The 18,864-nt window shown below is 52.2% G+C and carries 16 protein-coding genes, 1 tRNA gene and 2 pseudogenes; 10 read left to right on the forward strand and 9 right to left on the reverse strand.

Translation table 11 applies throughout. From position 1 onward, the window contains the following. Window positions 1–8: 8 nt before the first annotated feature. Together EPK99_RS09150 and EPK99_RS09155 are read left to right on the forward strand one after the other, a co-directional pair. The gene (locus tag EPK99_RS09150; protein WP_128442724.1) at window positions 9–950 is read left to right on the forward strand and encodes an alpha-E domain-containing protein; all 942 of its coding nucleotides are present in this window, start codon (window positions 9–11) and stop codon (window positions 948–950) included. Window positions 951–969: 19 nt separating this feature from the next. Next, window positions 970–1,824: a transglutaminase family protein gene (locus tag EPK99_RS09155; protein WP_128442725.1), complete on the forward strand. Its 855-nt coding sequence runs from the start codon at window positions 970–972 to the stop codon at window positions 1,822–1,824. A 373-nt stretch (window positions 1,825–2,197) separates the two neighbouring features. Here the strand turns inward: EPK99_RS09155 and EPK99_RS09160 are convergent, their stop codons facing one another. Both EPK99_RS09160 and EPK99_RS09165 read right to left on the reverse strand, forming a co-directional pair. Continuing rightward, the gene (locus EPK99_RS09160; protein WP_128442726.1) at window positions 2,198–2,608 is read right to left on the reverse strand and encodes a type II toxin-antitoxin system VapC family toxin; all 411 of its coding nucleotides are present in this window, start codon (window positions 2,606–2,608) and stop codon (window positions 2,198–2,200) included. Next, window positions 2,605–2,850, reverse strand: a complete 246-nt coding sequence (locus EPK99_RS09165; RefSeq protein ID WP_128442727.1) for a type II toxin-antitoxin system Phd/YefM family antitoxin — start codon at window positions 2,848–2,850, stop codon at window positions 2,605–2,607. Before EPK99_RS09165 ends, EPK99_RS09160 begins: the two co-directional genes overlap by 4 nt. A 117-nt stretch (window positions 2,851–2,967) precedes the next feature. On the opposite strand from EPK99_RS09165, the gene EPK99_RS09170 reads away from it, so the two are divergent. Beyond that, on the forward strand, window positions 2,968–3,459 hold the full coding sequence (locus EPK99_RS09170; RefSeq protein WP_128442728.1) for a hypothetical protein: 492 nt from the start codon (window positions 2,968–2,970) through the stop codon (window positions 3,457–3,459). A gap of 38 nt (window positions 3,460–3,497) precedes the next feature. Here EPK99_RS09170 and EPK99_RS09175 read toward each other — a convergent pair whose 3' ends face one another. After that, the gene (locus tag EPK99_RS09175) at window positions 3,498–3,713 is read right to left on the reverse strand and encodes a DUF3329 domain-containing protein (RefSeq protein ID WP_128442729.1); all 216 of its coding nucleotides are present in this window, start codon (window positions 3,711–3,713) and stop codon (window positions 3,498–3,500) included. 289 nt (window positions 3,714–4,002) lie between these two features. Here EPK99_RS09175 and EPK99_RS09180 point away from each other — a divergent pair. Further along, a tRNA-Arg gene (locus EPK99_RS09180) sits at window positions 4,003–4,079 on the forward strand. Between the two features lie 78 nt (window positions 4,080–4,157). Then, a pseudogene (locus tag EPK99_RS09185) lies at window positions 4,158–4,349 on the forward strand (IS630 family transposase); the annotation flags it as partial. A 97-nt stretch (window positions 4,350–4,446) separates the two neighbouring features. Here the strand turns inward: EPK99_RS09185 and EPK99_RS09190 are convergent. From EPK99_RS09190 to EPK99_RS09200, 4 genes and pseudogenes are all read right to left on the reverse strand, one after another. After that, window positions 4,447–5,934 (reverse strand): rhamnan synthesis F family protein, encoded by a 1,488-nt coding sequence (locus EPK99_RS09190; protein ID WP_164901740.1) that lies wholly within the window; start codon window positions 5,932–5,934, stop codon window positions 4,447–4,449. Window positions 5,935–5,975: 41 nt separating this feature from the next. Further along, window positions 5,976–6,137: pseudogene (locus EPK99_RS26085) on the reverse strand (IS3 family transposase); the annotation flags it as partial. Window positions 6,138–6,403: 266 nt separating this feature from the next. After that, window positions 6,404–7,831 carry a mannose-1-phosphate guanylyltransferase/mannose-6-phosphate isomerase gene (locus EPK99_RS09195; RefSeq protein ID WP_128442731.1) on the reverse strand — a complete coding sequence of 476 codons (1,428 nt, stop codon included), beginning with the start codon at window positions 7,829–7,831 and terminating at the stop codon, window positions 6,404–6,406. Next, the gene (locus tag EPK99_RS09200; protein ID WP_128442732.1) at window positions 7,828–9,315 is read right to left on the reverse strand and encodes a phosphomannomutase; all 1,488 of its coding nucleotides are present in this window, start codon (window positions 9,313–9,315) and stop codon (window positions 7,828–7,830) included. Before EPK99_RS09200 ends, EPK99_RS09195 begins: the two co-directional genes overlap by 4 nt. 290 nt (window positions 9,316–9,605) lie before the next feature. Between EPK99_RS09200 and EPK99_RS09205 the strand changes: the two genes are divergently transcribed. Beyond that, a complete protein-coding gene (locus EPK99_RS09205) occupies window positions 9,606–11,135 on the forward strand; it encodes a glycosyltransferase (protein WP_128442733.1) in 1,530 nt (509 codons plus the stop codon). Here EPK99_RS09205 and EPK99_RS09210 read toward each other — a convergent pair. Continuing rightward, window positions 11,119–12,030: a hypothetical protein gene (locus EPK99_RS09210; RefSeq protein WP_128442734.1), complete on the reverse strand. Its 912-nt coding sequence runs from the start codon at window positions 12,028–12,030 to the stop codon at window positions 11,119–11,121. The genes EPK99_RS09205 and EPK99_RS09210 overlap by 17 nt on opposite strands. Next, window positions 12,030–14,702 (reverse strand): glycosyltransferase family 4 protein, encoded by a 2,673-nt coding sequence (locus EPK99_RS09215; RefSeq protein ID WP_128442735.1) that lies wholly within the window; start codon window positions 14,700–14,702, stop codon window positions 12,030–12,032. Before EPK99_RS09215 ends, EPK99_RS09210 begins: the two co-directional genes overlap by 1 nt. 558 nt (window positions 14,703–15,260) lie before the next feature. On the opposite strand from EPK99_RS09215, the gene EPK99_RS09220 reads away from it, so the two are divergent. The 4 genes from EPK99_RS09220 (at window position 15,261) to EPK99_RS09235 (ending at window position 18,754) form a co-directional block, all read left to right on the forward strand. After that, on the forward strand, window positions 15,261–16,112 hold the full coding sequence (locus tag EPK99_RS09220; protein ID WP_128442736.1) for a WcbI family polysaccharide biosynthesis putative acetyltransferase: 852 nt from the start codon (window positions 15,261–15,263) through the stop codon (window positions 16,110–16,112). Window positions 16,113–16,116: 4 nt separating this feature from the next. Next, window positions 16,117–17,184, forward strand: a complete 1,068-nt coding sequence (locus EPK99_RS09225; protein ID WP_245582411.1) for a GSCFA domain-containing protein — start codon at window positions 16,117–16,119, stop codon at window positions 17,182–17,184. A 200-nt stretch (window positions 17,185–17,384) separates the two neighbouring features. Then, window positions 17,385–18,188 carry a glycosyltransferase family protein gene (locus tag EPK99_RS09230; RefSeq protein ID WP_128442738.1) on the forward strand — a complete coding sequence of 268 codons (804 nt, stop codon included), beginning with the start codon at window positions 17,385–17,387 and terminating at the stop codon, window positions 18,186–18,188. Then, entirely contained in the window at window positions 18,188–18,754 is a 567-nt protein-coding gene (locus EPK99_RS09235) for a CatB-related O-acetyltransferase (RefSeq protein ID WP_128442739.1), read from the forward strand. Before EPK99_RS09230 ends, EPK99_RS09235 begins: the two co-directional genes overlap by 1 nt. The last annotated feature ends 110 nt before the right edge of the window (window positions 18,755–18,864 follow it).

Consider the following 18,864-nt stretch of genomic DNA (forward strand, 5'->3'; position numbering starts at 1 on the left):
GTAAGGTCATGTTGGGAAGAACTGCAAACGGCCTCTACTGGATGTTCCGCTATATCGAACGAGCGGAAAACATCGCCCGCCTGGTCGATGCGGGATTGCGCGTCGCCCTGACCCGGGCCGGCTCCTCGGACGAGGACTGGCACGGCGTGCTTGAAAGCGCGGGCGTTCGTGAAGCCTACTCGGAAGTCCATCCGGAGCTGACGGCAGCCAATGCCGTCGATTACCTGCTGCGCGATACCGCCAATCCTTCAAGCGTCCTTGCTTGTATCGAGTCGGCCCGCAACAATGCCCGCATGGTGCGCACGGCGCTGACGCGCGAAACCTGGGAAGCGACCAACGAAGCATGGATAGACCTCAAGGCGCGCCTGTCCCGCCCGCTGAAGGCGACCGACCTGCCGGACGCCATCGACCTGATCAAGCGCCGCGCCGGACTTATCCGCGGCGCTTTTCATGGCTCCATGTTGCGCAATGAAATCTACAATTTCTCGCGTATCGGGACGTTTATAGAGAGGGCTGATAACACCAGCCGCATTCTTGACGTCAAATATTACGTGCTGTTGCCGTCGATCAGCCAGGTCGGCTCAGCCCTCGACAATTTCCAGTGGGAATCCATCCTGCGCTCGGTCTCGGCGCACCGATCCTATGGCTGGGTCTACGACAGCGAATATCAGGCGGCCAATATCGCCGATTTCCTGATCCTCAAAGTGCAGATGCCACGGTCTCTCGCCTATTGCTACGAGAAGATCGTCAGCAACCTGTCTTATCTGGAAGCTGACTACGGTGAGCGTCACAAGGCGCATGCCACCGCGGATGCCATCAAGGCCATGCTGAGACGTGGCTCGATCACCGATATCATGGACCAGGGCCTGCATGAATTCCTCCAGGATTTCATCAGCCGCAACAACCAGCTGAGTGCCGATATTTCGGAAGGCTACCGCTTCTACCTCTAGGGCAACAGGATCAGCTTTCATGCGCCTCAAGATTTCGCATACGACGGTATATGAATACGACGAGCCGGTTCCCTACTCGCTGCAGCGGCTGCGGCTGACGCCGGTGGATGGGCCGAATCAGAAGGTGCTGAGCTGGATGGTCAGCGTCGATGGCGCCAAGGTGGAGGCCGGTTATGCCGACCACTTCGGCAACCGCGTCGAACTCGTCTCGGCAGAGGGAACCCAGAACACGATCCGCATCGTCGCGGCCGGCGAAGTGGAAACTGAGGACAAGTCCGGCGTCGTCGGGCCGCATCAGGGCTTCTGCCCGCTCTGGCTCTTCCTGCGCGAGACGCCCCTGACCGCGCCCGGCCCGCTCGTGGAAGCGCTCGTGAAGACGCTTGAGGGAGAGAACGACCTCGCCCGCATGCACGCGCTGATGGAGGCTGTGAATGCGGACGTCGCCTATATTCCCGGAACCACGACAACGGAGACGCCTGCCGAGGATGTGCTGGCGGCCAAGACCGGCGTCTGCCAGGATCATGCGCATGTATTCATTTCCGCCGCGCGCCTGATGGAGATACCGGCGCGCTACGTCTCCGGCTATCTGCTGATGGACGGACAGCCGGAGCAGACGGCGACCCACGCCTGGGCCGAAGCGCATGTCCCGGGACTGGGCTGGGTCGGATTCGACGCCGCTAACAATGTCTGCCCCGACGAGCGCTATGTCCGCATTGCGTCGGGCCTCTCCTACACGGACTGCGCGCCCGTTTCCGGCCTGCGCTTGGGCCCTGCGAACGAAGACCTGACCGTGTCGCTGTCAGTCACGCCGAGCGAGGTGCAGACGCAAAGCCAGAGCCAAAAAGGACAGAGCCAAAGCCAGTCGCAGGGGTGAGGATCGGCGGGCGGATGAAAAGCAAACTCTAGAGTGTGTCCGGGCTAAATGGAAACAGTTCTGTTGGCTCAAGCGGGAGCAGATGCGAGGAGAGCGGCGCCGAGTCGTAGCCGTCGCATACGGCCAAGCCGCTCGACAGTGAGGCGGACAAGCAATCGATCCAGTGAATCGATTGCCCGCCGAACGATGCCCCGCTTCAACCAACCCGAAGGGCCGGGTGCTTTTCCGCCAGTATCTTCGGCTTTCGTCTCGACCGTACCGGCAGGTATGCCCTTCGCCGAAAACCTTGATCCTGACGCAAAATCTCCCCGGCAGAACGGTTCAATTTAGCCCGGACACACTCTAATGGCGCGCCACGGAACAAAGCCTCCTATTATAAGGACGCATCAACAACGCGAAGATAGCCCTGTTCACCATATGCCAGGATTGCGCGATCTGCTGTTAGGAGCGGGATACCTAGATGCCGAGCAGTGGCCGCGATAATGCGGTCAGCGGGATCGCTGTGAAACTCTCCGGGCAGTCTTGTACTTTCGACAGAAATGGCCGGTTCGAGGGGCACCAGCCGGATGCGCGGATGACCGAGAGCGTCTTCCAACCATTGACCGACCTCCCTTCCAAGGGGCAGCCGACCTTTGCGGTCCAGAAGCGCAATCTCCCAAGGCGTGATGGCAGAAACCAGCACCTCTCCTACACCACTTGTATCCAGACTATGTCTAGCTTTCGAGCCAAGCTTGATGTCGCGGCTCATCACCCAGATCAGGACATGCGTGTCAATCAGGATCACTTGTTGGCTTCCCATTCGTCGGGATCAATGGCCGGAGCAAAAGGATCTTCATAATGGAGAACGGTGCCTTTCATGTAACCCCACAACGGCTCGATCTTGACCGCATCTGAAGCGGGCACGAGCTTTGCAACAGGTTTGCCGCGTTTGGTGATAGTGATTGGCTGACCGTCAGAATTCATCTCGTCGATTAGACGCAGGCACGTCGCCTTGAACTCTGCCGCAGCAATGATCTTTTCATTCATGACCATTTCTCCTGTACAGATGGATACATATATAGTCACTCACGTCATTGATCAACTGCCGCAAGCCCGGCACCACCTCGGCGTGATCTGTTTCCACACCACGCAGGCGAGGTGAAGATGTTGTTCGGGCAATCGCTCTTCCAATCCGTGGTGACACGGCTAAAAACGGAACACGAAGACGATCTGGAGGAAGCGACGGACGAGAGCTTCCGGATCCGTGGGCTCGGCATGGGATTTGTCGCCTCCACCACCGACGAGGCGGACGTGACGGGAACGGGAACTGAAGCCTATTTCGCGTTCCTCCACGACCAGCCCGATCTAGCCGTCGCTGAGACCATAGCTCCTCCGTCGCCGGATGAGGTTGTGGAACACATCCCTGAGCCGCCTGCCCCTGCTCACCTTTTACGGCTGACACGGGAGGAGATCGCCGACGAACTGGCGATCACGGCACAGGATACGGAGCCAAGCCTTGCGGAAAAACGACGACGATTTGCCAAGGCAAACCATCCCGATCGGGTCGCCCCGGACTATCGCGACAATGCCAACATTCGCATGCAAACTGCCAACCTGCTGATCGACGAAGCCATCAAGCGCCTCGCCTGGCGCTGACACTCAAGCTCAAGCCTCGGCATGGACGCAATGGCGCGTCAATCGCGCTGCGAGTCGTCCTCTACGGCAGCAGGTGGCGAGGACCGCCGTTCGATGAGCAGCTTGTAAGCGGCAAACAGCCCCAGAGCCGCCGAGATCATCGCCCAGGTCACAGAGCCGGAATAAAGCTCGATGCCGGCCCAGACAAAGCAGATCGCCGGAATGACGACGCGGCGCCAGAGCGGCTCGTAAAACGGGTGATTGGGGTCGATCATGTACATGCTCCGCAGCCCGGCCATTCTCGGCAGCCGTCAGCAGCATATCCCTGCCCCCGTCACAAAAAGCAAGGGTGGGGTGACCGCGTTGCAGCCTTGCCAAAATCAGCTGCCTCTCGGCGACAGACGTGCCGCTTGTCGGATGACATGCCGGGCCATGGGTCCGGCATCTTATCGGATGGCAATACAAGGGAACAAAGCGGGATCTGAAAATTACCCATTGAAGAGGATCACCGGGTCAGCTAAGTAGCCTTCGTCGGACAGCGCGAGTCATCGCGCTACACGGTTAGCACCCGTAGCTCAGCTGGATAGAGTGTTGGATTCCGATTCCAAAGGTCACAGGTTCGAATCCTGTCGGGTGCGCCATTAAATCTCACACCATCCCTGCGAAATGGCTTGGCATAAAACCACGATCGAGAGGATGCTCCTCGGCCATAGTGTTGCCAAATGGTCGAGCGCTTGTCTCCCGAACGGCAGGTTAAGATCAGCCGCAGCGCACTTGGCGCTGCCTTCGAGGCCGAGGCGGGACCTTAAAAATACCGCACACTAACTGGAGCAAGACCGGCCGGATGTCCTGAAGCGCCGCAGCATTTGGTTCGACGTCAACTGGACCTCAATCTGGAGAAGCTGATCTTTAGCTCAAACCCATTATTTCCGCAAAGTGACGTTGTAAAAATAGACGCATCATAGCTGATCTATTCTATCAGGTACGGCAGGCGAGTATTACGTCAGTTTATATTTTGTAGGCCCTTACCTCGTAACCACTTTGTCGAACAACCTCGGGCATGAGCCGCTCTAGCGCATGTGCCGCGGTGCCATCCAACTGGGCCTGCTCCTCTTCAAATAGCCCTTTCAAAAGGTCGGAATCTACCAGTCCTTGAAGCGCAGATACGCGATAGAATGCCATGGATCCGGCAGGATACTCATCGTATTCTCCATTCTGCGAAAGTCCAAGTGTCTCAGAAATTCGGCTGATAAGATTATTATTATTATTTTGCTCCGTAAAATATCTAATCATGCCGTAATTTTCCGGATACATGGCGCCAACTATTGGGTTATTTTCGAAATACCGGAGAATTTCATTCAGATGGTTTGGGCCTCCAATCGTTTTATCATAGAGGTAACGGCGCCAATTATCTCCCCAGGAGATGTGGGGGCTTCTTTTTGTATGCAGATGCAGGACAAAATCAGATCTGGCCCACACGACACTTGCATCTAAAAGAAATGGCGCAATGTCACGGCCTCTATTTTCAACTATCAAAATACGAATTTCGTTACAACTTATCACGTTACTCAGAATTTCTTCGGCCGCAGTTACGTCTTTTTCTCTGCAAACAGTTACAACAACAGAAAATGATGTATTTATATTTTTGAGAAGATCGGCAATCTCAGGTAGTAAATCAATATAGAAACAGTGTATATGGACGCAAAGACTTGAGTTCCCCTCCCGCGGCTCGGGAGAAGGTTTAAGGATAAGACTATCTCCGGTATACGGAAGAAAAAGTTCGCTATGTTTTTCCAGTCGGTCAATGCAATCGCGAAAAGGGTTCTGCGACCGTGAGAGCTTTTTCTTCCTTCGATAGTTATATCCATCAAAATCCGGCCTCGGCTGCCGATCCTCGGAAAATCCTTGATGCATATAATGAACAAATGCGTCATTAGGTGTTGAAGCTGTCTCTGGATACTCCTTTAGATAGAAATCTGCATCGAAGTGCGTTCGATATTTTCGCCATCTTTTGAACAGCACCCGCAATTCCCTCCGACTGAAGGGTTTGGTTGCTTGAGTCAAATCATCAATTACGACGGGCGCAGTTTTACCATCGACTTTCCAGGCATAGGAGCCGTAAAGTCGCAAACAAACTTCTGCGAGATCGCTTTGCGTACGAGAGAACTGCGAGTGCTCTTCAGCAAATCGTTCAGCATCAAAGTAGGGCGAAGGCGAACGCAATTCTTGCCGGCCGTGTTTTAAGTAATGCGAGATGGGTTCCAGGCCCGCAGCTTTAACGTCCGGGCTAGCGACGAAGTAATAGTGGTTATCAAAAAATGGCGAAGTCGCATGCTCCCAGCGAGCCTCATTGCACCGATAGGCCCATGCGCCGCCGACGACGCCAAGCCTAGTTACACCAACAGGAAAAAGCCGATCGAAATATATCGAGATACGAATACGTAAAAAATCAGTTACGATACGCACCCAATCATTTTTATATAATTTCGAAATCATCATATTTTCCGATCGGCACAACTCCGACGAAACTTCGGCATCTAAGCAAACTCAGCTGCCACCATCACCGAGGTCAACACATTGAAGTAAGCCCGATGCGGCGTCTGCCGGTCAAGGGATGAATATCGGCGTCGGCTGTTGTAGCTCGGGTATTGGAGGATGGCTGCGCTGGCCCCGGATACGGTCTTGTAGACGTAGGTCCATCCATCACGGCGTAAGTGGTCTCGGCAGCAGGCCTGCGTACTTTCTTGCGCCATTTGGAATAGGTCACCTGGCTGATCCTTGCCTCACGGCTGTCTCAGCGACTGGCACACTACGTCACCCTGCTTCCAACGCCCTACGGCGTATTCATGATTCACAATCAACGCCATTCGACATTGCCGCCCTTCAGCGACAATTTAATCCGGAGATGCAAGAGAGTTGAACGCGAAGTACAACGAATTTTCGCCCAAGCTCTCTGTCGATCGATTTACCCTCTTCCGAATTCATCAACGATGCGGATGATGTCGTCTTCGCCGAGATAGGATCCCGTCTGGACCTCGATCATTTCCAGCAAGATCTTGCCGGGATTGGCGAGACGATGCACCTCGCCCTGCGGAATATAGACGCTCTCGTTTTCGCGGAGGGTCTGCACGGTGTCGCCGATCGTCACTTCAGCCGTACCCTTGACGCAGATCCAATGCTCGGACCGGTGATGATGCTTCTGCAGCGACAGCTTCTTGCCCGGCGTCACGAACAGGCGCTTCACCTGGAAACGGTCACCATTGAGAATAGAGGTATAGCCGCCCCACGGACGGTAGGCCGTTGGGTGAGTTTCAGTCAGCGCCGCGGTCGCCTTGGCGGAGGCGAGTTGCTTGACCAACATGCCGACATTCTGGCTGTCGTCGAGACGCCCGACATAGACCGCATCTTCCGAGGCGATGACGGCGACGCCGTCAAGGCCCTGCACCGCCAAGTGGCCGTGGCGAGACATGACCAGCGAGTTCTTGGTGTTGATCAGCGTCGCATTGCCGGAAGAGACATTGCCAGCCTCGTCGCGACTGCCGAGCTTCCAGACCGCGTCCCAGCTGCCCATGTCCGACCAAGTGAAAGCCGATGGCACGACCGCGACGTTGGAGGATTTCTCCATGATCGCGTAGTCGATTGAAATATCTGGGCTCTTGGCAAAAGCATCCGCATCCAGTCGCGTGAAGTCCAGATCGCCGGTCGCATTGGCGAAGGCGGCACAAGCGGCCTGTTCGACGTCCGGCGCAAATTGCGCCAATTCAGCCAGGACCTGGCCGGCCTTGAACATGAAGATGCCGGAGTTCCAAACGAAACCACCTGACGTCAGCATCTTTTCTGCTTCCGGCAAAGATGGCTTCTCCACGAAGCGCTTCACCTGGGCGGCACCGCCCGGCAGCGCCTTGCCGATCTCGATATAGCCGTAGCCTGTGGCCGGCTCAGCAGGCGCAATACCGAAGGTGACGAGCTTGCCGGATGCGGCCGTGTCGCGGGCGACTCGGATCGCATCGAAATAGCGCTCGTCGGAAACGATCTCATGATCGGAGGCGAGCACCTGCATAACGGCTTCCTCGCCGAAGCGCACGCCGACGAAGGCGGCGGCAGCCGCGACGGCGGGTGCGGTGTTGCGGGCCACCGGCTCCAGCAGAATGCCCGACAAGGCGATGCCGAGCTCACGCGCTTGTTCCGCCACCAGAAAGCGGAAATCCTCGTTAGTGATGACAACAGGCGCTTCATACAGCGCGGTATCGGAAACGCGCGACAGTGTCGCCTGAAACAGCGTGCGGTCGCCGACGAACTGGATGAACTGTTTGGGCGCCGTGGCGCGCGACAGTGGCCAGAGCCTCGTTCCCTTGCCGCCGGCCATGATGACGGGAATGATCTTTTGGGTCACGATGACGGTCTCCGATCTTGGCTATCAGATGATGTGGAACGGGCATCGAAATGCGAAGCCCAATCGCGGATGAGCTGAAGCCCCTGCTCAAGCAGCAGGCCGGCCTCTTCTTGTGTTGCCGCCTCGACATAGCAGCGCATTTCCGGGGCGTTGCCGGACGGGCGGAAGTGGATGATCCGGCCGTCTGCCAGCGTGACCCGCAATCCATCGATGTCGCTCGTCGATAAGACGGCGCCAACGGGTGCGAGGAAGGCGGCGAGGTTGGCATCGCTCGCCCGGAGATACGTCATCAGCACAGCACTTGCCTCGACGGCAAAATTTTCCAATCGGTCTGCCATGGCGAAAGGCAGTGAGAAACCGGCAGCGACCCGAGACAGCGCCTGTTCCTTAAGGACGGCGAACGACAAGGTGGCTAAGATCGGCAGGAAGCTGTCTCTGGTCGGCAGCGGATCGAGAACCTTGCCACTGATCGTAAAGGCCGAGCCGGTCAGCACGCCGCCATTGGCTTCAAAGCCCATAACGTCGGATTTACCTGCTGCGAGTGCCTCCAGCATGCCCGCAATGACGAAAGGGGACCCGACCTTGGTGCGAACGATTTCAACGCCTTCGCCCGATTGTCCAGCAACCTCGATGCCAGAATTGGAGGTCACCGGGGTGACCACAACCTTGGCGCTAAGGAATTGTGCGGTGATCAGGCCGAGCAGATCGCCACGCAACGGTTCGCCGGTTTCATCGGCCAGCAATGGGCGATCGCCGTCACCATCAGCGGAAACGATCGCGTCCAATTTATGCTCTGCAGCCCATTTCCTCAGCTTGGCGATTGTCTCTGCTGAGACCGACTCAGTATCGATCGGGATGAATTCTTCGGAGCGGCCGAGAGCTATGACATAGGCACTATAACCCTGCAAAACCTGCAGCAAAAGATCGCGGGCAACCGTCGAATGTTGGTAGACGCCGATCTTGAGGCCGGCCAGCGCACCAGCGGCCAACAAACCTTGATTACGAGCAACGAACAGCGCTTCGGCCGCCCCTGAATGGTTCGGCGCAGTACCGCTTCGGATATCGATCGTGCCAGCGCCGCCCTGGTCGAGCTCAGTTGCTATTTGGCTAATGCCCAATTCATCCGCTTTACCGATCTCTCCATCTGGACGGTAGAACTTGATGCCATTGCGATCGTCGGGAATATGCGAGCCGGTAACCATAAGCGACGCGGCGCCTATCTTCAGGCCGTAAAGCGCAAGTGCCGGCGTCGGCAGCGTGCCGCAATCGACCGGAGACAGACCGGAACGAAAAAGGGCGCCAATCACGGTGTCCGAAATGGACGGGCTTGATGAACGGAAATCACGGCCGACGAGAATAACGCTTCCGCTCTGCGCCAAACCGGCCTTGAAAAGATACTGCGCAAAAGCGGCCGGATATAAAGACGACACCCGCCCCTTAAGATCAGTTACAAGACCGCGAAGGCCACTCGTTCCGAACTTCATACAAAAATTCCGTCAAAATCAGAGAGCGTCCTAGCAATTTTTCACGCAAAATAAAGCGAAAAAATAGATTTCCCACATGGACTGCCGTCATAATTTTCACTAAAAACCCGGCCAGACAGTTCGTCGCGCCGAATACGCTTTTATGCACTTTCGTCCAATGAACCACTACCTAGTCGCGTTAACGCGAGCCGGTATCGGTGGATTTCGCTTAGAAAAAATATCTTACAACATTTATCAAATATATATCCAATTTTCCGGCAATTATTCTCTCAGACGGAGGGACCATACAGATGATACCTCATTTTTTTACAGAGGAACAGTGGCTCGACTGGGCGGCTCAACACGAGAATAGGTTTGGAAATGGTATCCATGACCCCGAATCGCAAAAGCGCTTCTTGACGGAATGGTATTTTTCTAAAATCGGCCGAAGCTCAGCCGTTCCATTATCTGAAGAATCTATTTCTGTACTGCATGAAGTAAAAACTTTTGTGCCAGGACTTCGGCTACCGCGTTTTTTACAACACATTTACCAAGGGCGGCCGGATTTACAGAAAGCATTCCCTCGCCAAGATCCGAAAACCCCGACCAAATTAATGCAATGGTACGAGTCCTATGGCCAACACGAGCTCAACGCAGCCCACTTAATCTCAGCGGCCTACTCTGGCCCTCACAAAGCAGCAAAAGTGGCCGTTGAGGGGTCGCCGCGTTCGCGCATATTAGCGAAGCTCAGACAAGACATCGGCTTCGGCGTAAATCTGATTGGCTATGCACAAGGGGAATTCGGCTTAGGCGAGGACATCCGAACTCTTGCAAAGTGTATAGAGGCCGCGGAAATTGAATACTGCGTATTCAATTTGCCAAACGGGTCGAACGCACGCCTTCATGATCATACGTTAGATGAAAAATTCGCGACGGCTCCCCCCTACCCGGTATCGATATTGTGCGTAAGCCCTTTCGATATACCACGGATCGCTCAAGAATTCGGAAACCAGGTATTCAACGAGAAGTACGTCATCGCCTATTCCCCATGGGAACTGGAAGTATTCCCGCGTGAATGGGCACCTGCTCTTGGTTGGGTCGATGAGCTTTGGGGAATTAGCGAACACGTCTCAAAAGCGTATCAAAATGCGACGCGAACGCCCTGCATATATATGCCCCCAGCCGTCAACGTGAACGGTCAAGCAAAGTCCAAAGTCAGGTCAGAGACGGATACGTTCAGGTTTATATGTTCGTACGATCCAAATTCATTCGTCACGCGGAAGAATCCACAAGCAGCAATCGAAGGATTTTTGCTCGCATTTCCAGATAAGTCTATTCACGCATCTCTACTCTTCCTCGTAAACGGATCGAATGCAGAAGATAAATTCACGCAAAATCTGCAAAAAATATCTAAAGACGATCCTAGGATACGGTATAACATTGGTACCCACGACAGAAGCGCATATTTGGCTCTTCTGTCGTCAGCAGATTGCTTTTTATCGCCTCACCGTGCCGAAGGCTTCGGAAGAAATATCGCTGAAGCCAAAGCCCTAGGCGTCTGCGTACTATCGACGGGATACTCGGGTGCTAGGGATTTTCTGGACCCCGATGAAGAAGTTAGCTGGCAATATACAACAGTCGGTCAAGCTGGATACATCTATTCAGAAGGCGCATTGTGGGCAGAAATCGACACTTCCGATCTAGCCCAGAAAATGAAGAATCTTTATTCCAACAGAATGCAGATAAAGCAAAAGGGTTTATCTGAAGTATTTTCAATACGAGAAGCTGCCGCTCGATACAGAGAGAGACTTCAGCACATCAACACTACTCAATTCGAGTAGGCGAAAAGAGAGGGCCTATTTCTACCTCTCCTACACATGGGGTCAGAACATTTTGGCGACCAAATGCTACTCGCCGTATGTCACATATAACGTCGTTATCTGATGGATTGACGCATCGGACTTCGATTTTTCCATGGTGGGAACTGACGTCGAATGCCAGAGCCACAACGACGTCACCAACGGTCTTTATTTCAAGAAGTTTATTTAAGCCAACATCTGTCGTTACATCCAAGATAAGCCGATCAGTCGGATTAAGACATCGGATTTCAATTTCGACAAGGTAAGAGCCGGCATCAAGATCAATTCCAGGTCCAAAAAACATCCAGCCTGATGAAAACCGATAGTAGCCGTTCCCATCTGCAATGCCGTAAAAACTGACATCAGGCCCTAAGAAAAGTTCCGCATTTTCGCCTCTAGCCGCCACCAAATAGCTTTTGTCGAGCATTGCAGCGCGGACGGCATTCGCAGGCGCTTTGTCATTTTTCATGTTCATATACTGATTACCCATACGCCTCATGTCACGAACACCCCCCCAGAATTCAAATTGAAATTTTTTGGGATCACCCGCGACATCAACTGCCTTGATCAAAGCATCCGATACTGCTTCTAAAGAGCTTGGATCCATAATATTTGCCAACGAATTTCGAATGTCTTTTGTTAACCTTATCGGAACACCGGCCGAAGTGGACACAGCCGAAATTGGAAGCAAATTCAAAACACGAAGAATTTGATCGGCAATATCCAATTTCATCATCTTTGATTTCTCGGCATAGTCCAGCGCCAGGAGAACATCATCGACACCATAAATTTGAGCTAACGCTATGATCCACATGCGTTCTTGCTCAAGCTCAAGCAGATCAGATAACAGAAGATTGCTCATGTTGTTGTTAGTCATCACAGGACGCTCCGCATGATGCCAGACATTCGTGAGCCGATTTTTTCCCACGAAATTCCATCGACGTAAGCTATTTGATCCTCGAGCTTTGAAACTCGCTTAGACGGTTCTGAATAAAGCTGCAGAATTTTACTGGCGAGATTCAAGGGGTGGTTATTAGTAACCTTGAAAACGAAATCCGACACGTCCGAAAATGTCGATATATCGGTCGTCAAAATTGGCACCGAAATCCCCAAAACATCTCTAATGGCACCGCTCGCACTTTCCAAATTGTTGTCGTATGGCAGCACAAGTAGATCGCAAGAACTCAGTCGTGAAGACACTTCTTTTTTCGACAGGAACCTGAAGTCAATATCAACGACATCATCGAGCGACAATTGACGAATGAGCTGCATTATCTCCAACGCATGAAAAACTGTTTTTTGATCGTCATTGACGGCATGCAGTAACGTCACCTTAATATCAGGTATCTTTTCCCGTATTATAGCAATACTTCGAAGATGATTCATAATGCCCTTGTGAGGCATGCAGAAGCCGAACGACCCGATGTGGAATTTAGCGGACGAATCTTTTTGGCGGCGCAGGTCATCGGCAATCTTCGGTATTCCATGCGGAATAACCGCTACTCTCGTGTCGGCAGCAATCGGACCAAGTGCTTCCACATCAGCAAGAGTATGAACAAAAATCCCCTCTGTACGTGCAAGCGATAGCCTCGCACCCTGTATGCTTGAGGACTGACCTGCAGTAGAGTGCAGTTGGCAAAAGACCTTTATTCTGCCATTTCCGCCTTGAACTATGCAATCTATCAAGTAGCCAAGATCCGCCCAGCCTACATGACTGGGATGATGCTGGATCAACACCGCATCCAAACCGCCATCGATCACAGCATCCGCGAGCGGAGGCATGCTATCGCTTCGCCTCCGCCATTGCCGTCTGACAAAATCCTGATCAACGCCAGTTAGCTTTTCCGCCAACTCGGAAATGACATTTACCTCAAAGTCCTTTTCAAGATGAGGAACTAGCTCTTCAGAGTAGGTTGCAATCCCGCAACTTTGGTTCCATGTCGTCACGATCGCAAGCTTTGGTCGCCCGGGCGACTTGATATCCTTGCGCTCTAAAGCTGCTAAATAACGAGCAGCGACCTTGTCCCAAGCATATGTGTTGCGAACAAGTTCTCTCGCCGGTGAGGTCTTAACCTCTAGTTCTTGATCCGTCGCCTCATACACTAAGCGCATCTGTCGACGCAAACTTTGTAAGTCTGGCTCGTACCAATAAGAGCCGCTCAGTGACATGTGAGTCTCGGACGCAACGGCTGTCGATTTAACAAGCCAGGCTGTGGTATTATCGCAAAAATCGGCCTGGCCGCCAGCATCCGTTGTTATCACCGGCAGGCCAACGGCCATGGCTTCCGCAGCTGGAAGCAAAAAACCCTCACCCCTGCTGGCCGCAACCAAACAATCGGATTTCAAATAAAGCTGCCGAATTTCGAGTTGGCTCAAATTGGCGAAATTTGAAGTAATGTTCTTCGCCCTATCCCCATATGAGGAAATAATTTCTCTAATATTATTGTGCGGATTATCAAAGGTCTTGATATGCAGCTCTACATTCTCGCCATAAAATTCCTCAACGAACGCTTGCACAAGCTTATCGGCCGCTTTTCGCGCAAAGCAGGAAGAGATGTGCAGGAAGCGAAAGCGATCTTTCGCTCGTCTTTTTCGGCGGCGTAAATTGAAAAGCTCCTTATCGATCCCATTCCCAACGACGGCTGTCGGTACAGTAAGACCCGAATTCTGGAGAGCGATTTGCGTAAATTTAGAGGTAACGCACACCAGATCCAAGTCGCTGTTAAAAGCTGCCAAAAACTTCGGGGGAAATGAGCTTTCTTCCCACGCATAGCAATGTAACGTCTTGAATCTAGAAGCCATCAAGCCTGTCTCTGGCGGCCAGGTATTTAGACTATGAACGTCAAAGTCGGCACTGAGAGGCGATTCTTTGTACCGATCGACCAGATCTTTTTCCGCGTTAAAAAACGGATCATCATCGAGCCGCTCATTTTTGGATGTGAGCGTTACATTCGCTTTTTTTTGCAAAACAGCCTTTGCAAAATTGCGATTTACAATCGCGATACTGTAATCGCCGCGCAAAGGACCTTCAAATAATAGAGTTTTTTCCGGCACGCGAGAGGCGGCTACGACCGGCAGCAAATCTCTTTCGAGCTTTATCCTTGCAGCCAAGCTGCGCCATCGCTCGATTACAGGCTGTCCGCTTTGATCCCAAAAGCCCAGGCTCCATGGACGAGCATCAGAATTTATGGGAAGGTCCGCCCTAACCTTAGTCCCTGACCAAAAAGCCACTCGAACATTGTTACCCAGCAAGTCTCGCGGAGACAAATCCAGTTCTATCGAGAAGCCACAGACTTCGGTCCGATGACCCGCCGCCTTAACGTCATTGCGAATACCGTTTGCGGTCGCTATTGCGACCACTTGACCAGCGACAATGACGGCAATCTGCGCCGGCTCACTACCATCGCCAACGATCGCCCAACCCTGCGCGCAGCGCAATGACAGTTCGTCAACGCTTCCTCTGCTCGATGGTAAAATTGACTCGATAAATTTATCAAATTTTCTGCTTAAGCCAATCAGGAGCGCTTTCTGCTTCGATCTGCTACCCATAGCCGCTATTCAGCCCTCTAAATCTGTATTTCCAGCGGATTGACGCCGAACAGTCGACGCCGAAGACCGATACGGAAAATAAACACATATGTCGGCGCAAAAGCCGTCTGGGCCAAGATATCCTGTTGAATTCAAGGCCACTTGATTAAACGCAAAAAGGTCTTCGTGAAAAGAGGTTCGTTAACCTAAATTGCACAGCTACCTGTGCCTGGCGGTATCCGCCAAATACTGCAACCCGCCTAAAGCGGACTCAGCGATTCGCTATATCTGAACATCCTGGCCCCAGCACGAAATCGCTCACCATTGAGCCGACAGGTATCATGCGTGATTGGCGAAATCCACCCCCTCGCCTGACTAGACGCTGTACCGGTAATGCGATAATATTTCGTCCATAACGAGATGCCTCGAATAGAGACAACTAGTTGTGAGTGTATCGAAGAATTTCTTTACTCCAATAGGTCCGCATCGAATTTTCGGCTCGAATTCCTGTAGCCTGAAAACAAACACGGTCAGATATAGAAGACTCTATATTATTATTGGTCGCAAAGGGAGCGATAATTGGAAAAGTGGCTGGTGCTTTCGAATTGCCAGACGTTCGGCCTGGCGAATAGCTTGACTATACAATATCCGAGTGCAACGATCGATTCACTAGATGTATGGGCATATAAATCTGATATCGCCGGACATGACGCCAAGCTGCATAACTATCAAAAGATCATCGTTCATCCAGAATTTCTGGATATTTCGGAATCGAAACTTAATCAGGTCATCGATCCGATTATTGTACCGTCAATGTTTTTCTCCGCGTATCATCCGGATTCATGCTATGCTGCATCGAGCAGCGGCGGAATAGACAGCCCTATAGGGGCGTACAATTCCATGATTTGTCTTTCCGCCTACCGGAACGGATTAACCGTTGACCAGGCGTTGCAGCACTACAATGCCAGAACTTACGAGCGTGCAGGTTTCTTCGACGTCTGGAGCCGAGACAAACAGCATATACTCAACCTGTTCAATAACTACGGCCTAGACCTTTCGGAAGGCTTCCTTCGCTGGGGGCGCTATAAGCCATTCATGTACTCAGTCAATCATCCTAACATCGACGTGGTGTTCGATATCGCGGCAGCGACGTTGAAACGAATGGGCGTCAATTCATTAGAAGCCCGACTGCTGCCGCACGACAATCTCACGAACGGGCCATGCTTCGCGATTTACAATGAGGTCGCCGAACATTGCGGCATCAAAGGCTTTGAGTTTTTCAAAGAACAGGGACACTACCGCCTCCTCTCCCTCGAGGATTTCGTTCGGGGAAGCTATCGTTTGCTTGAGGGACACGATCCTAAGTCAGTCGTCGTCGACGGCATGGCTGACGACCGTTTTCAGAAGCTTTTACAGATAATGGAGCCGTAAGTTGGTGAATCCGTATTCAGACGCGAAACCTTATCAGATGTGGAGACGAGCGGTAGCGCGCATCGAGCCCCATCTGGTTGACCCAGTTGTGACGCCTCGTTTTCAATTGGCGACAAGCACGCGGGTGGGAACAGCAGGGAGTTGTTTCGCTCAGCATATCGCCAAGAAAATTGCCGAAATAGGCTTCAATTACCTGATCACTGAATCAGGTGACGATCTTTCCCACCACGAAAAAGTCACAAGACAATTTGGCGTGTATTCGGCGCGGTATGGGAACCTCTACACCCCAGCACAGCTGTCACAGCTGCTTGACGAGTGCTTTGAGGGACGGGAATTTAGCGAAACAGCATGGCAAAGACCAGATGGGCGGTTTGTCGATCCGTATAGGCCGCAAATAGAGCCTGTTGGCTTTAGCTCACCCGATGAGGTTGTCTACGCAAGGAAGGAACATCTGGAAGCTGCTCGGCGGGTTTTTCGCGAGTCCGAAGTATTCATTTTCACTCTAGGCCTGACAGAATCATGGCGTTCAAAGGTTGATGGCGCCGTCTTTCCTTTAGCGCCAGGTGTGGTTGCAGGAAGCTTCGATCCGGAAAAGCACGAATTTCACAATTATTCCGTTCGAGAGACCACAAAAATCCTCGGCGAAGCTCTTGATAAGCTTAAGAATGTAAATCCAGATATAAAAGTCCTTCTGACTGTGTCACCTGTTCCACTGATCGCAACTTACGAAGATAGACATATCTTGGCCTCCACGACATATAGTAAAGCTGTTTTACGGATAGCGGCTCAAGAATATGTCGAGAAGTATGATTGGGTAGACTATTTCCCCTCTTTCGAAATAATTACCGCCAGCAGCACGGGAGGAATGTACTTCGAAAGCGATTATAGAGAAGTGTCGCCTTTAGGAGTTGCTCACGCTATGCGTTGTTTTGTTAGAAATTATACTTCAGGCGCTGAGCGGGTGGAAATTGAGGAGATACGCGACAGTCGGCCGGAAAGAAAAAATCCAGGAACGGGAGAAATGCCTGCCATCATCTGCGATGAAGAAGCAATTGACGCAGTGAACATTTGATTTTGACAGCCAGACTAGCACTGCTTTGACAGAGTTGGGCAAGGCTGGCTTGAGATGATTAGCGCTCTCTTCGTTTGAGGCGCAATATGGAGGATTGAGATGAGGCACCATTGATATGGCGCTAACGGGCTCCTGCCTTGATAAAGATCAAGCCTCACATTATGGAATGAGGTAACCGCAATTGTCTGTATTAGGCCGTCATGTTTCAGAAAATTATCCGGCGCTTGGCGCTTTCTACCCCCAATATTAATTCATCAACGTCTATTAAGCCGAAAATACTAATATGTTCGGGTAGCACTCAGATCCGTTTTCCAACAGCAATCAATCACTCTGTTTATGCCGCACGCCATGGATACCGGTATAGATTTAACATCAATCCCTATCCAAACCTTCCAAATTTTTATTACCATAAGCTCGCTACCTTGCTGGACGGTCTCAACGACTGCGATTGGCTTTTTTGGCTTGATGATGACGCGGCCTTCACACAGCTAGACATGTCGTTGGAAAGCTTGGTTCCCGAGATGCAGGATCCCAAGATTTTTGCGATCTATTGCAAAAGTCCCGTCAACAGGGGAATAACTACATTTTTATCGTCTGGAAATTTTTTGATCAGGAATTGCCCTGATGCGGTAGCGTTCATTCAAGACTGCCTCGCGACAACGGGAGAGCAGTCCAAGGAATTTTGGAGCGAAGAGAAATATGGTCCCTACTGGGGTCCATTCGACCAAGAGGCCATGATTCATCAGTTAGAGCACTTTCCGCACCGGCGTAGCAAATATGCATTGCTGGACTATACACGGTTCAACACGCGACCATTTCATTTCCAGAATGCCAACGACCATTTCCTAGTACACTTCACTTACGATCCTGAACGTAGCAAGCGATTGCAGATGATTGATTTTGCTGAGAAGTACGGCCTTAGTGAGTTTCTTCTCCCTCAGGAGCAGTCCGAGCCATACGCCATGTATTTCCCTCATATCAAAAATAGCATTGGGGAAGGATAATGACGAAGAAGCTTGAAAGTCAGGGTTATGTTACCGTAGGACACAATACCCTTTATAACGGGGAATGTGTTGTGGTCGGGACCGCAGATTCCCCGGTTTCGATAGGCTCCTACTGCGCTATTGGCCGCAATTTGACTATAATGCCTGTCAACCATGATACCCGGTTCGCTGCTATACAGGGAACCGTCTACCGTGAGATGTTTGGCGAAGGTCATCCTGGTGAATCAGGATTGCCCAGCAGATCGCGATCCAAGGGCGGAATAACTATCGGGAACGATGTCTGGATTGCCGATAATGTTACGATATTGAGCGGTGTTGAGATTGGCGACGGCGCCTGCATTGGCGCAGGTTCAATTGTCACGAAGTCTATTCCGGCCTACCACGTCGCAGCAGGCTCCCCCTGCCGTACAATTCGAGACAGATTTCCGGTTGAGGTAGCGATTCTTATGCAAGAAATTCAGTGGTGGAATTGGTCTGAAGAAAAAATCCGACGTAATAAAAGGTTTTTCCTCTTAGATCTATCCTCGTGCTCAACTGCTGACATCAAAGCGTCGCTGGTTGATTGACTGCCGTGGCGGCACAGACGACAGCCTCCGCGACGGCCCTGGCGATCCTGGGTCGAAAGACCGGCTTATCGCGGTGGGCCTTGAACCTGGCGCATCGGCAAGCACCGCGT

Source organism: Neorhizobium lilium (assembly GCF_004053875.1).
In the GTDB taxonomy this organism is placed as follows: domain Bacteria; phylum Pseudomonadota; class Alphaproteobacteria; order Rhizobiales; family Rhizobiaceae; genus Neorhizobium; species Neorhizobium lilii.

Bases quoted from the DNA above. Each gene is read 5' to 3' on its own strand.
- EPK99_RS09150 (WP_128442724.1), top strand. From the start codon at position 9: ATGTTGGGAAGAACTGCAAACGGCCTCTACTGGATGTTCCGCTATATC.
- EPK99_RS09205 (WP_128442733.1), top strand. From the start codon at position 9,606: ATGATACCTCATTTTTTTACAGAGGAACAGTGGCTCGACTGGGCGGCT.
- EPK99_RS09155 (WP_128442725.1), top strand. From the start codon at position 970: ATGCGCCTCAAGATTTCGCATACGACGGTATATGAATACGACGAGCCG.
- EPK99_RS09200 (WP_128442732.1), bottom strand. From the start codon at position 9,315: ATGAAGTTCGGAACGAGTGGCCTTCGCGGTCTTGTAACTGATCTTAAG.
- EPK99_RS09170 (WP_128442728.1), top strand. From the start codon at position 2,968: ATGTTGTTCGGGCAATCGCTCTTCCAATCCGTGGTGACACGGCTAAAA.
- EPK99_RS09165 (WP_128442727.1), bottom strand. From the start codon at position 2,850: ATGAATGAAAAGATCATTGCTGCGGCAGAGTTCAAGGCGACGTGCCTG.
- EPK99_RS09190 (WP_164901740.1), bottom strand. From the start codon at position 5,934: ATGATTTCGAAATTATATAAAAATGATTGGGTGCGTATCGTAACTGAT.
- EPK99_RS09215 (WP_128442735.1), bottom strand. From the start codon at position 14,702: ATGGGTAGCAGATCGAAGCAGAAAGCGCTCCTGATTGGCTTAAGCAGA.
- EPK99_RS09175 (WP_128442729.1), bottom strand. From the start codon at position 3,713: ATGATCGACCCCAATCACCCGTTTTACGAGCCGCTCTGGCGCCGCGTC.
- EPK99_RS09210 (WP_128442734.1), bottom strand. From the start codon at position 12,030: ATGACTAACAACAACATGAGCAATCTTCTGTTATCTGATCTGCTTGAG.
- EPK99_RS09235 (WP_128442739.1), top strand. From the start codon at position 18,188: ATGACGAAGAAGCTTGAAAGTCAGGGTTATGTTACCGTAGGACACAAT.
- EPK99_RS09230 (WP_128442738.1), top strand. From the start codon at position 17,385: ATGTTTCAGAAAATTATCCGGCGCTTGGCGCTTTCTACCCCCAATATT.